General features: G+C 75.2%; 9 protein-coding genes. 3 read left to right on the plus strand and 6 right to left on the minus strand.

Annotated elements, in window-relative coordinates; all coding sequences use genetic code 11:
• Positions 1-291: 291 nt before the first annotated feature.
• The 5 genes from sucD to ACFWA9_RS34700 form a co-directional block, all read right to left on the minus strand.
• On the minus strand, positions 292-1,176 hold the full coding sequence (gene sucD / locus ACFWA9_RS34680) for a succinate--CoA ligase subunit alpha (protein ID WP_329488045.1): 885 nt from the start codon (positions 1,174-1,176) through the stop codon (positions 292-294).
• 18 nt (positions 1,177-1,194) lie between these two features.
• A complete protein-coding gene (gene sucC, locus ACFWA9_RS34685; protein ID WP_329488047.1) occupies positions 1,195-2,367 on the minus strand; it encodes an ADP-forming succinate--CoA ligase subunit beta in 1,173 nt (390 codons plus the stop codon).
• A gap of 337 nt (positions 2,368-2,704) precedes the next feature.
• Entirely contained in the window at positions 2,705-3,895 is a 1,191-nt protein-coding gene (locus tag ACFWA9_RS34690; RefSeq protein ID WP_352291269.1) for a VWA domain-containing protein, read from the minus strand.
• Positions 3,896-3,986: 91 nt separating this feature from the next.
• Positions 3,987-6,299, minus strand: a complete 2,313-nt coding sequence (locus ACFWA9_RS34695; protein ID WP_380392740.1) for a DUF5682 family protein — start codon at positions 6,297-6,299, stop codon at positions 3,987-3,989.
• Positions 6,300-6,406: 107 nt separating this feature from the next.
• A complete protein-coding gene (locus ACFWA9_RS34700; protein WP_329488051.1) occupies positions 6,407-7,489 on the minus strand; it encodes an AAA family ATPase in 1,083 nt (360 codons plus the stop codon).
• 178 nt (positions 7,490-7,667) lie between these two features.
• On the opposite strand from ACFWA9_RS34700, the gene ACFWA9_RS34705 reads away from it, so the two are divergent.
• Together ACFWA9_RS34705 and ACFWA9_RS34710 are read left to right on the plus strand one after the other, a co-directional pair.
• Positions 7,668-8,990: an SWIM zinc finger family protein gene (locus ACFWA9_RS34705; RefSeq protein WP_380392743.1), complete on the plus strand. Its 1,323-nt coding sequence runs from the start codon at positions 7,668-7,670 to the stop codon at positions 8,988-8,990.
• A gap of 111 nt (positions 8,991-9,101) precedes the next feature.
• Positions 9,102-10,790, plus strand: a complete 1,689-nt coding sequence (locus ACFWA9_RS34710; RefSeq protein WP_380392746.1) for a DUF5691 domain-containing protein — start codon at positions 9,102-9,104, stop codon at positions 10,788-10,790.
• 261 nt (positions 10,791-11,051) lie between these two features.
• Here ACFWA9_RS34710 and ACFWA9_RS34715 read toward each other — a convergent pair whose 3' ends face one another.
• Positions 11,052-11,459, minus strand: a complete 408-nt coding sequence (locus ACFWA9_RS34715; protein ID WP_329492132.1) for a cobalamin B12-binding domain-containing protein — start codon at positions 11,457-11,459, stop codon at positions 11,052-11,054.
• A 351-nt stretch (positions 11,460-11,810) separates the two neighbouring features.
• Between ACFWA9_RS34715 and ACFWA9_RS34720 the strand changes: the two genes are divergently transcribed.
• Positions 11,811-12,620 (plus strand): peptidoglycan DD-metalloendopeptidase family protein, encoded by an 810-nt coding sequence (locus ACFWA9_RS34720; protein WP_352291274.1) that lies wholly within the window; start codon positions 11,811-11,813, stop codon positions 12,618-12,620.
• The last annotated feature ends 142 nt before the right edge of the window (positions 12,621-12,762 follow it).

Below are 12,762 nucleotides of genomic sequence, written 5' to 3' on the forward strand. Positions count from 1 at the left end.
CACCCGCTGGTCGCTCCTCCCCTGCCCGGCGGACCGCTGAGCGGCCCGCCGACGGAGTCCCCGGCCTCCGACCCGGGCCAGGGCGGACGCCGGGGCGACGGGGCGCCGGGACGCCGGGACGCCGGGGCGCCGGGGCGCCGAGGCGACGGGCCACACCTCACCGGCGACGGCCGGAGCCGCGGCCGGATCGGCGAACGGTGGGGCCGCCGCTCTCCCGGCCGGAGGCCCCGGCACAACGGCGAGCGCCCCGCCCGGAGATCCGGACGGGGCGCTCGATGCGCGGGGCGAGCGTCAGCCGTTGATCAGCTCACGCGCCAGGCGGGCGGTCTCGGACGGCGTCTTGCCGACCTTGACGCCGGCGGCCTCCAGGGCCTCCTTCTTCGCCTGCGCGGTGCCCGAGGAGCCGGAGACGATGGCGCCGGCGTGGCCCATGGTCTTGCCCTCGGGGGCGGTGAAGCCCGCGACGTAGCCGACGACCGGCTTGGTGACGTGCTCGGCGATGTAGGCCGCGGCACGCTCCTCGGCGTCGCCACCGATCTCACCGATCATGACGATGAGCTCGGTCTCCGGGTCCTCCTGGAAGGCCTTGAGAGCGTCGATGTGGGTGGTCCCGATGACCGGGTCACCGCCGATGCCCACGGCCGAGGAGAAGCCGATGTCCCGCAGCTCGTACATGAGCTGGTAGGTCAGGGTGCCGGACTTCGACACCAGGCCGATCTTGCCGGCCTGAGTGATGTCCGCCGGGATGATGCCGGCGTTGGACTGTCCGGGGCTGATCAGGCCCGGGCAGTTCGGGCCGATGATCCGGGTCTTGTTGCCCTTCGAGCCCGCGTACGCCCAGAAGGCGGCCGAGTCGTGGACCGGGACACCCTCGGTGATGACGACCGCGAGGCCGATCTCGGCGTCGATGGCCTCGACGACGGCGTCCTTGGTGAACTTCGGCGGCACGAAGATGACGGTGACGTCGGCACCGGTCTTCTCGATGGCCTCGGCGACGGAGCCGAAGACGGGCACGTCGGTGCCGTCGACGTCGACCGTGGTGCCGGCCTTGCGCGGGTTCACGCCACCGACGATCTGGGTGCCCGAGGCGAGCATGCGGCGGGTGTGCTTCATGCCCTCGGAGCCGGTCATGCCCTGGACGATGACCTTGCTGTCCTTGGTAAGGAAGATAGCCATGGTGTTAAGTCCCCTTCCTTACTTGTTGGCCAGCTCGGCGGCACGGTCGGCGGCGCCGTCCATGGTGTCGACGCGCTGCACCAGCGGGTGGTTGGCGTCGTCGAGGATCTTGCGACCAAGCTCGGCGTTGTTGCCGTCCAGGCGGACGACCAGCGGCTTGGAGACGTTCTCGCCCTTGGACTCCAGCAGGGCCAGGGCCTGCACGATGCCGTTCGCGACGGCGTCGCACGCGGTGATGCCACCGAAGACGTTGACGAAGACCGACTTGACGTCGGGGTCGCCCAGGATGATCTCCAGGCCGTTCGCCATGACCTCGGCGGACGCGCCGCCACCGATGTCGAGGAAGTTGGCGGGCTTGACGCCGCCGTGGCTCTCGCCCGCGTAGGCGACCACGTCGAGGGTGCTCATGACGAGACCCGCGCCGTTGCCGATGATGCCGACCTGGCCGTCGAGCTTGACGTAGTTCAGGCCCTTGGCCTTCGCCGCCGCCTCCAGCGGGTTGGCGGCGGCCTTGTCCTCGAGCGCCTCGTGCTCGGGCTGGCGGAACTCGGCGTTCTCGTCCAGGGAGACCTTGCCGTCGAGCGCGATGATCTTGCCGTCGCCGGACTTGATCAGCGGGTTGACCTCGACGAGGAGGGCGTCCTCCTTGATGAAGACGACCCAGAGCTTCTGCAGGACATCGGCGACCTGGTCCGCGATCTCCGCCGGGAACTTCGCGGCGGCGACGATCTCGGCGGCCTTCTCCGGGGTGCAGCCCTCGTTGGCGTCGACCGGGATCTTGGCGAGCGCCTCGGGGTTCTCCTCCGCGACGACCTCGATCTCCACACCGCCCTCCACGCTGGCCATGGCCAGGAAGGTGCGGTTGGTGCGGTCCAGCAGGAAGGAGACGTAGTACTCCTCCTTGATGTCCGCCGTCTGGGCCAGCATCACCTTGTGAACGGTGTGGCCCTTGATGTCCATCCCGAGGATCGCCTCGGCCTTGGCGACGGCGTCCGCCGGGTCGGCGGCGAGCTTCACGCCACCGGCCTTGCCTCGGCCGCCCACCTTCACCTGAGCCTTGACGACGGCGCGGCCGCCGAAGCGCTCCGCGATGGCGGCAGCGTCTGCGGCGGTCTCGATGACATCACCGTCAAGCACGGGAACCCCGTGCTTGGCGAAGAGGTCCCTCGCCTGGTACTCGAACAGGTCCACGTGTTTGTCCTTGTTCGTGGTCGCGGATTGTGTCTCTACGAGCGTGCCACGGCAGGATCTTCGCTGCGGGTCGTCGGGGCGGTGCGGGTACGCAGAGGTACGGCCTTGCGGCCCACACAGCCACGGGCGCACACGTCAATCAACACGCGCGTCACGTCCGTCTGGCAGGTTATCCCCGGACGGCAGGCGTGTTTCGCCCGGGACCGGCCCGGCTTGGGTGAGAACCGTCACAGCCAGGCCCCGACCGGCTGCCGCGCGCCCTGCTCAGCAGGTGCGCAGATCAGCGGTGGGGCCGGGCCCGGGTTCGCTCGTCCGGGTGAACCCGCGCACCCGGTCGCTACCCGCCCTGCGGCGGGACGGGGATCGGCCGCTTCTCGATCGCCGCCGCCATGACGTCCGGGAACGCGTCCGGCGTGCAGGCGAACGCGGGGGCGCCGAGCGTGGCCAGGGCGGCCGCGTGCGCGTGGTCGTACGCGGGCGCCCCTTCGTCGGAGAGCGCGAGCAGCGCGACGAACTGGACGCCGGCCGCCTTCATCGCCGCCACCCGCTTGAGCATCTCGTTCCGGATGCCGCCCTCGTAGAGGTCGCTGATCAGCACCACGACGGTCTCGGACGGGCGGGTGATCCTCGACTGGCAGTAGGCCAGCGCGCGGTTGATGTCGGTGCCGCCGCCGAGCTGGGTCGCGAACAGGACGTCCACCGGGTCGCCGAGCTGCTCGGTGAGGTCGACCACCGAGGTGTCGAAGACCACCAGCCGGGTGTCCAGCGTCCTCATCGAGGCCAGCACCGCGCCGAACACCGCCGAGTGCACCACCGAGGGGGCCATCGAGCCGGACTGGTCGATGCAGAGGATGACGTCCTTCTTCACCGCGCGCTGCGCCCGGGCGTAGCCGACCAGCCGCTCGGGGACGACGGTGCCGTGCTCGGGCAGGTAGTTCTTCAGGTTGGCCCGGATGGTGCGGTCCCAGTCGATGTCGCGGTGGCGCGGGCGGTTCACCCGGGCGCTGCGGTCCAGCGCGCCGCCCAGGGTGGCCCGGGTGCGGTCGGCGAGCCGGCGCTCCAGCTCCGCGACCACCTTGCCGACCACCGCGCGGGCGCTCTCCCGGGTGGTCTCGGGCAGCGCGTGCTTCAACGAGAGCAGGGTGGCGACCAGGTGGACGTCGGGCTCGACGGCCTCCAGCATCTCCGGCTCCAGCAGCAGGCGGTCCAGGCCGAGGCGGGTGATGGCGTCCTGCTGCATCAGCTGGACGACGCTGGTGGGGAAGTACTCGCGGATGTCCCCGAGCCACCGGGCCACCTGCGGCGCCGAGCCGCCCAGCCCCGCGGTGCGCCGGCCGGACCGCCCGGCCCGGCCCTCCTGCGGCGTGCCCCGGTACAGCGCGGCGAGCGCGCCGTCCATCGCGGCGTCCCGGCCGCGCAGCGCGCTGCCGGTGCCGTCCGCCTCGCCGCCGAGCACCAGCCGCCAGCGGCGCAGCCGCTCCTCGGCGGCGAGGGTGACGGGAGCGGCGGGGGTGGTGGCCTCTGCCATCGGGTGCTCCTTCCGGTCCATCAGGTCAGGTGCGTCGTCGGGTGCGGGTGCATCGGGTCGGGCGCGTCGCGCCGGGCGCGTCGGTGCGGGGTCAGGTGTCGCGGCCCTCGGCCTGTCGGGGGATCCGCGGCGGCCCCGCGGGGTGGACCGCGCAGCCGGGCAAGCCGAGCAGCAGGGCGACCACGGGCAGCGCCGCGTCGGCGCGGGCCGGATCCAGCTCGGGGCCCGTGCCCGCCGCTGCCACCGGCTCGGTGCCCAGCGGACCGGCCGCGACCCTGCTGCCGACGGTGGTGCGGACGCCCGCCTCCAGCGCGGAGAAGGTGCGGCGCAGCAGCGGCAGCACATCGGTGAAGACCTCGGCCGGCACCGCCGTCAGCCACCCGTCGAGCAGGCCGAGCAGCCGGGGGTCGTGCAGCAGCAGGGCGCCGCCGCCGCTGAGGAAGCCCTCCACCCAGCCGGCCGCGTCCGCCGGGGCGTTGGCCGCCGAGAGGACGAGGCCCATCCGGCGGCCGGCCTCCTCCGAGTCGAGCCGTCCGTCGTCCAGCAGCAGCCGGACGGCGCGCCCGCGCAGCAGGCCGGGCACGCCCGTGGCCGGACCGCCGACCGGTTCGCGGCGGGCGAGCGCCCGCAGCGTCCCGGCCCACCGGTCGACGAGCCCGCTGCCCGCCTCCAGCAGGCCGATCGCGCCGTGCACCTCGTCGAGCCGGCCGCGCACCGCCTCCGCGCCGGCCGCGTCCAGCCCGGTGCAGGCGGGCGGCAGCCCGACGCAGATCCGGTCGGCGAGGCCGGTCGCGACCTCGCCGAGCGCACGGTGGTCGGTGCCGCGGACGTCGCCGTAGCGCAGCGCGCGGACCAGCGCCGGCAGCGCCCCGGCCAGCTGGGCGACGTCGGTGTCGAGCGCGGCGCAGTCGGCGAGGATCCGCATCACGGCGGGCAGCGCGTCGGCCAGCCCGGCCAGCAGGCAGGTCTCGACCAGGGCGGTCAGCTCGGCGAGCTCCACCGCGGCCCGCGCCGCGCCGACCGCCCGCCCGGTCGCCGCCTCCTCGACGGTGGTGCCCCACTGGGCGGCCTCGGCGATCCGGACGGCGAACTCGGGCTGCCAGCAGAGCCGCCAGCTCTCCCGGAAGGTGCCCGTCGAGGTGACAGCGGAGCGGCTCGGCACGCCCCAGTCGATGCCGAGCAGCCGCAGCCGGTGCAGCAGCCGGGAGCGGGCCGCGTCGTTCTCCTTGCGCAGGTCCAGGTCCAACTCCCGCGGCTCGACCGCCGGCTTCAGCCGCAGCGAGCGCTGCAGCCGGGTCAGGTCCCGCTGCAACGGCACCGCCGGAGCGCCGTCCGGCACCCCGCCGAGGACGTCCCCGGTGACCAGGCGGTCGTGCACCAGCGCCAGTGCGACGTCCGAGCCGTCGCACATCACCGAGCGGACGGCGTCCAGGGTCTCGGTCAGGCCGGCGAGCGGGCGGCCGCGCATCACCGCCAGCGTCCGGGCCAGCCGGACGGCCTCGATCACGTGCGCCGAGGAGACCGGGTGGTCCTCGGCCCGCAGCAGGTCGGCGGCCCTGGTCAACCAGAGCGGCACCGGATCACCCGTGGTGGTGAACAGGTGGTGGTACCAGCCCGGCGAGACGATCCCGGCGCCGTAACCGCTCTGCTGGGAGAGCCGGCGGTGCGTCCACGGCACCCAGGTGATGTCGGTGCGCACCTTCTTCGGCAGGCCGGCCAGCACCGCCCGGTCGTGCGCGACGGTCGGCAAAACGGCCAGCGCCGGGACGTGGAACGCCCCGCAGACCACGGCGATCCGCCGGTGCCCGGCCCGCTTGGCGGCCCGGATCTGCTGGCGCATGTACGCCTCTCGCAGGTCGTCGCGCCGGACGGGCCCGCCGGGCGCGACGTCCTCGCGCAGCGCCGCCATCGCCTCGGCGACCGCGGCGAACGGGGCCAGCGCGTCGGTACCGGGCGAGCGGTGCTCGATCACGTCCTCCCACCAGCGCTCCGGGTCGTCGCTGCCGGCGGCCTCGGCGAGCATCCCGATCGGGTCCGCCGCCCGCTCCGGCTCCTCCCCCTGCTCCGGCTGCTCCCGCTCCTCGGCGAGGCCGTAGGCCGCCGGGAGGTCGATGAAGCGGACCGGTACGCCGGCGTCGAGGCCGTACCGGATCGCCACCCACTCCGGGGAGAACTCGGCGTAGGGCCAGAACGCGGCCCTGGCCGGGTCGTCCACGACGTGGGCGAGCAGGGCGACCGGTGGCACCATGTCCTTCTCGGCCGCCAGCCCGACGATCGGATCGGCCTCCGGCGGGCCCTCGATCAGCACCGCGTCCGGCCGCAACTGCTCCAGTGCGGCGGCCACCGCGCGGGCCGAGCCGGGACCGTGATGCCGTACGCCCAGCAGCGTCACCTCCGCGCTCATCGCGCCCTCCCTCCTCGTGCCTCGAACTGACTCGGACTGAATCGAACTACTCAGCACTGCTCTGAACTGCCTCGAACTGCCGCAAACCGCCATGAACTGCCATGGCGTCAGCGGGCGTTCTCCCGGGCGGCGCGGTAGAAGTCCTTCCAGCCGTCCCGCTCGCGCAGCACGCCCTCGACGTACTCGCGCCAGACCACCTGGTCCGCCACCGGATCCCGGACGACGGCGCCGAGGATGCCGGCCGTGACGTCGCCGGCCCGCAGCACGCCGTCCCCGAAGTGGGTGGCCAGCGCCAGACCGTTGGTCACCACCGAGATGGCCTCGGCCGTCGACAGCGTGCCGCTCGGCGTCTTCACCTTCGTCCGGCCGTCCACCGTGAGGCCGGCCCGCAGCTCCCGGAAGACCGTCACCACCCGCCTGATCTCCTCGGCTCCCCCGGGCAGTGGGGCGAGCTCCAGCGAGCGGCCGAGCTGGTCGACCCGCCGGGTGACGATGTCCACCTCCTCCTCCAGCGAGCCGGGGAGCGGTAGCACCACGGTGTTGAACCGTCGGCGCAGGGCGCTCGACAGCTCGTTGACGCCGCGGTCCCGGTCGTTCGCCGTGGCGATCAGGTTGAACCCGCGCACGGCCTGCGTCTCGCCGCCCAACTCCGGTATCGGCAGCGTCTTCTCCGACAGGATGGTGATCAGACTGTCCTGGACGTCCGCCGGGATCCGGGTCAGCTCCTCGACCCGGGCGATCTTCCCGTCCGCCATCGCCCGCATCAGCGGCGAGGGCACCAGCGCCGCCCGGCTCGGACCGTTGGTCAGCAGCTGGGCGTAGTTCCAGCCGTACCGGACGGCCTCCTCCGGCGTCCCGGCCGTCCCCTGCACCAGCAGGGTCGAATCGCCGCTGATCGCCGCCGCGAGGTGCTCCGACACCCAGGTCTTCGCGGTGCCGGGCACGCCGAGCAGCAGCAGCGCCCGGTCCGTGGCCAGCGTCGTCACGGCGACCTCGACGATCCGCCGCGGGCCGATGTACTTGGGGGTGACCACGGTGCCGTCCGGCAGCTCGCCACCGAGCAGATAGGTGGCGACGGCCCACGGCGAGAGCTTCCAGCGCTCGGGACGCGGGCGGTCGTCCTGCGCGGCCAGCGCGGCCAGTTCCGCCGCGAAGGCGTCCTCCGCGTGCTGCCGCAGAACGTCGGTCATCAGGGGGCTCCTTCGGGTCGGCCGCCGGACACACCGGTGGCGGGCGGCGAGGTGATCGGGGGGAGCCAGGTCGGCGTCCCGGCCTGTGGGAACCACCCTGCACCGGACCACTGACAATCCTGACCGGACCTCAGTTCGACCACCCGGCCTGTCAGTCCCTCCGCCTACCGTCGTCGGCATGGAGGAACGCTGGAGCACCGAACACGTCCTGTCCCTGGCACCCGACGCGAGCTCGCAGAAGGCCGCGGGCAAGCTCTCCTCGCCCGCGCCCTGGTCGGCCACGGGCACCGACGGCGCCGCGCTCTGGGGCGAGTGCAGGGGCAGCGGCCGGACGCCCTACCGCACCGCCGTCGAGCTGGCCACGCCCGCCTACTCGTGCACCTGCCCGAGCCGGAAGTTCCCCTGCAAGCACGCGCTCGGGCTGCTGCTGCTCTGGAGCGGCACCCCCGAGGCCGTCCCGGCCGGCGAGCCTTCCGACTGGGCGTCCGACTGGCTGGCCGAGCGCCGCGACCGCGCCGAGCGGCGGGCGACCGGCGCCACCGCCGCGGCCGACCCGGCCGCCGCCCTCCGCCGGGCCGAGAAGCGCCACGCCCGGGTGGCCGCCGGCGCCGGTGAGCTGCGTCTGCGGCTGGCCGACCGGGTCCGCCACGGCCTCGCGGACCCGTCCGCCGCCGGCCCCTGGGAGGAGGTCGCCGCCCGGATGGTCGACGCCCAGGCCCCCGGCCTCGCCACCCGCGTCCGCGAACTCGACGCCGTCACCGGGCCCGACCTCCTGGAGGAGTACGCCATGCTCCATCTGCTCGCCACCGCCGCCGCCCGGATCGACGACCTGCCCGCCCCGCTGGCCGCCACCGTCCGGGCCCGGGTCGGCTACACCACCGACGCCGCCGAGGTGCTGGCCGGCCCCACCGTCCGCGACCGCTGGTACGTCCTCGGCAGCCGCACCTCCCCGCTGGACGGCGCAGCGGACGAACGCCTCACCACCCGCCGGCTCTGGCTGCGCGGCGCGAAGACCGGCCGGGCCGCCCTGCTCCTCGCCTTCGGCCGCCCCGGCCGGGCCCCCGACCTCGCCCTCCCCACCGGCCACCTGCTGGAGGCCGAACTCGCCTTCCACCCCGGGGCCCGCCCCCTGCGCGCCGCCCTCGGCACCCGCTACGACGCCCCCGGCCAGGGCCCCGCCGCCCCGCCGCCCGGGCTCACCCCCGCCGAAGCGGTCGCCGCCTACGGCGACGCCGTCGCGGATGATCCCTGGCTCGACGCCTGGCCGGCCGTCCTGACCGGCGTCGTCCCGGTCCTCACCCCCGACGGCTGGCAGCTCACCGACGGCCGGCACACGCTCCCGGTCCACCGCGGTGCCATCCCCGAAGCGGCCCTCTGGCGCCTCGCGGCCGTTTCCACCGGCCGCCCCCTCACCGTCTTCGGCGAGCAGGGCCACCACGGTTTCGCCCCGGTCACCGCCTGGGGCGCGGACCACCGCCCGATCGACCTCACCACCGGGTAGGCCCCGAAGCGGGGGCCGGCCCGCGCGCGGCCCACGGGCCCGCCGCGGGCCCCGGCGCCCCACCCGCCCGAGAGCCTCCGACCAGCACCCACCGACCCGCAGGAGCCCCGCGTGCCGCCCACCGCCCCGACCCCGACCGACCCCTGGGAGTCCCTCCACACCACCGCCCTCCTCGGCACCGACCGCCGCCCCCTGCCGCCCCCGGCCGCCGGTGACTCCGCCGCCCACCTGGCCGTCGACCGCACCGACCCAGCCACCGCCCTGCTCGAACTCGCCGCCCTGGAGACCGTCCGCCGCCGCGCCGGAGCCCGCCCGGCCCCCGCCGGCGAGGCCGTCACCGCCCAGCTCGCCGCCCCCGCCCCCGAGGACCACCGGCCCGAACTGCCCACCCCCGCGGCCCGCCGGCTCACCCTCCTGCTCGGCAGCCGGGGCGCCGGATCCCCCGGCACCCTCGCCAACCTCACCGAACTGCTCCCGCAGTGGCTCGCCACCGCCCGCGCCCGGGGCTTCCGCCCACCCGCCGCCGCCGTACCGGCCCTGCTGGACGCCGCCCGCGGCCGGACCGAGCTGCGCCCCGACGCCGTGGCGCTGGCCGGCCCCCTGGGCCGCTGGCTCGCCGCCCGGAACGCCGACTGGCGCTTCGTCCTCCGCACCACCACGGACGCGCCCGCCGGCACGGCCGCGCCCGACGGACTGGGCGGACCCGACGAAGCGGGCGGACCCGACGGAGCGGCGGCTCCCGGGGACCACCACCTCTGGCACGAGGGGCTCTTCGCCGAGCGCGTCACCCATCTGACCGCGCTGCGCCGGAGCGACCCCGCCGCCGGCCTCGCCCTGCTGGTGAGCACCTGGCCCACCGAGCGCGCCGAGGACCGGCTGCTCTTCCTGGACGCCCTCCAGGACGGCCTCTCGCTCGCCGACGAGCCCTTCCTCGAAGCCGCGTTGGGCGATCGCAGCAAGAACGTCCGGGCTACCGCCGCCGAGTTGCTCTCGACCCTCCCCGGCTCCACCCTCGCCCACCGGATGGCCGAGCGCGCCCGGGCCGCCGTCCGCCTCTCCGAGCGCGGCACGCACCTGCTCGTCACCCCGCCCACCGAGTGCGACACCGCGATGCAGCGCGACGGCATACCACTCAAGTCGCCCACCGGGCGCGGCGAGCGGGCCTGGTGGTTCGGCGAGGTGATCGCCGCCACGCCGCTCTCGCTGTGGCCGGAGTCCACCGGTCTGACGCCGGGCCGGCTGCTCGGGCTCCGGGTGGGCGACAGCCTCGACGAGAGCGACAGCAGCTGGGCCGACGACCTGCGCGAGGCCTGGGCCAGGGCCGCCGTCCGCCAGCAGGACGCCGACTGGGCACGGGCGTTGCTGGGCCCCGCCCCGGCCCCCGCACCGGGGTCCCGCGGCGGCCGCGCCGCCCGTGCCCCCCGGAGCACCGGGGCCCCCGCCAAGCTGCTCGCCGTCCTCCCGCCCGCCGAACGCGCCGTCTGGACGGCCGCGTTCATCGAGGTGCACGGCCTCGGCGAGGCCTTCCAACTGCTCGGGGCCTGCGCGGCTCCGTGGACCCCGCCGCTGTCCACCGCCGTCGTCGCGGCGCTCGCCCGGGCGGCCGCCTCCGGGGCGTACCCGTGGAGCCACAGCGGGGTGCTCGGCATGACGGAGCGCGCGCTCTCCCCCGCAACGGCCACCGCCGTCGAGGAGTTGGCCGCCGAGGCGGCGCCCGCCGGCGCCTGGGCCGAGACCTTCTCCCGGCTGGCCGGCACCCTGCGCTTCCGGGAGGCGATGCTCGCCGAACTCGGCGCCTGACCGCCCGCGCCGGAACGCGGCCGGGCCGGTACGGGGGTGTCCCGTACCGGCCCGGCCCAGCACTCGGCAGGCACGCGCCCCATCGGCGCGCACCCCTCGGGCACGCCCCGGCTGGCTCACGGTCGAAGCAGGCGCACGGTCGAAGCAGGCGCACGGTGGAAGCAGCCGCTCGCCCGCAGCGGGCGCGCTACGGCAGGCGCGCACTTCGGCGGGCGCGTACCCGGCAGGCGCGCGCCCCGCGGAACACCTCCGCCCGAGGGGTCAGCTCGCGGCCCGCAGGTTCGCCTCGACCCAGGCCACCACGTCCCGGGTCGGCGTCCCCGGGGTGAAGATGTCCGCGACGCCCATCGCCTTGAGCTCGACGATGTCCTCTTCCGGGATGATGCCGCCGCAGAAGACCTTGATGTCCTCCGCCTCGCGCTCCCGCAGCAGCTCCAGCACCCGCGCGCAGAGCGTCATGTGCGCCCCGGAGAGGACCGACAGCCCGATGCCGTCCGCGTCCTCCTGGATCGCGGTGTCGACGATCTGCTCGGGCGTCTGGTGCAGGCCGGTGTAGATGACCTCCATACCGGCATCACGCAGGGCACGCGCGATGACCTTGGCGCCGCGGTCGTGACCGTCGAGCCCGGGCTTGGCGACCACCACACGGATCGGGCCTGACACACCCATCACTGCCTCCTGGACTTCGTCGTCCACCACCCACCGGACCTCGTCGGGCACGGGCGCGGTTAACCAGCAATAACAACCTGAGGGGAGGTTAGCGTCACCCGGGCGGACTGACCGTGCCGCCCCTCAAGAGGAGGGCAAAATCACAGGCCCACCCCTTGCTACCGACGGGTATACCCCGGCGGCTCCGTCCGCAGGCCGCCAACTCCCCTCTTGACATACGGACTTTTGTCCGGATCCCGGCGTTACGGCTACAGTCTCGGCTGTTTTCCCCTCGCCTTTCCGTCCGTCCCTCCCCTCGCCCTTCCCCTCGCCCGACGATGTGCCCGAGGTCCACCGAGGAGGCAGCCCCCGATGGCTCCCGACGCAGCCGCCCGCCCGACCCGTGCGGAGCTGCGGGTGGCCGCCCGCGAGCAGTCGCGCGCCCAGCGCCGCGGCGCCGCCAAGGCCGCCACCCGGACCGCCCTGCTGCGCGTCGCGCTGCCGTCGATGGCCGCCCTCGGAGTGGCCGGGGCCGCCGCCGCGACCGTCCAGGGCGAGGCCGACCAGCAGCGTGCGCAGGCGGCCGGCCGGGCCCCCGAGCAGGCCGCCGAGGCCCCGGACACCGCGCCCGCCAGGGCCGCCGCCCAGCAGGTCCTCGCCGCGGGCGAGGCCGACCAGGCATCCCGCGGCGACGCCCGCGCTCCCCTCTCCGGCACTCAGCCCGCCGGCCCGGCGGGCGGGACGGCGCTCGCCGCTCCGGCCCCGACGCCGGAGCCCGAGCTCCCGAAGGTCATCCTCCCGGTCGCCCAGCACGGGCTCGGCGAGATGTTCGGCGCGTCCGGCACGCACTGGGCGGCCCGCCACACCGGCATCGACTTCCCCGTCGACGGCGGCACCCAGGTCATGGCGGTCACGGACGGCGTGATCCGCACGCAGTGGAACCCGTCGTACGGCTACATGTCGATACTGAAGATGGCCGACGGCACCGAGGCCTGGTACTGCCATCTGCGGTCGTACAAGATCCGCAAGGGGACCGTGAAGGCGGGCGACGTCATCGCCTTCGTCGGCAGCAGCGGCAACAGCACCGGCCCGCACCTGCACTTCGAGATCCGCCCCGCCGGTGGCGGCGCCCCCGTCGACCCGCTGCCGTGGTTCCTCGCCCAGGGCGTCGACCCCCGCTGACCGCGCCCCGCCGGGCCGCACCCGCCCCGGCCCCGCCGGACCGGTCGCGGCCGCCCCGGCCCGGGGGGGGGGCCGGGGGGGGCCCCCCGGGCGCGCCCCCCGCCGCCCCCGCGGGGCCCCCCCCCCCGCCCCCCGCCGCCCG

Source organism: Kitasatospora sp. NPDC059973 (assembly GCF_042737525.1).
Classification (GTDB): domain Bacteria; phylum Actinomycetota; class Actinomycetes; order Streptomycetales; family Streptomycetaceae; genus Kitasatospora.

Excerpts from the sequence above, each read along its gene's own strand:
- sucD (WP_329488045.1), bottom strand. The coding sequence starts at position 1,176 with ATGGCTATCTTCCTTACCAAGGACAGCAAGGTCATCGTCCAGGGCATG.
- ACFWA9_RS34690 (WP_352291269.1), bottom strand. The coding sequence starts at position 3,895 with ATGGCAGAGGCCACCACCCCCGCCGCTCCCGTCACCCTCGCCGCCGAG.
- ACFWA9_RS34695 (WP_380392740.1), bottom strand. The coding sequence starts at position 6,299 with ATGAGCGCGGAGGTGACGCTGCTGGGCGTACGGCATCACGGTCCCGGC.
- ACFWA9_RS34700 (WP_329488051.1), bottom strand. The coding sequence starts at position 7,489 with ATGACCGACGTTCTGCGGCAGCACGCGGAGGACGCCTTCGCGGCGGAA.
- ACFWA9_RS34705 (WP_380392743.1), top strand. The coding sequence starts at position 7,668 with ATGGAGGAACGCTGGAGCACCGAACACGTCCTGTCCCTGGCACCCGAC.
- ACFWA9_RS34715 (WP_329492132.1), bottom strand. The coding sequence starts at position 11,459 with ATGGGTGTGTCAGGCCCGATCCGTGTGGTGGTCGCCAAGCCCGGGCTC.
- ACFWA9_RS34720 (WP_352291274.1), top strand. The coding sequence starts at position 11,811 with ATGGCTCCCGACGCAGCCGCCCGCCCGACCCGTGCGGAGCTGCGGGTG.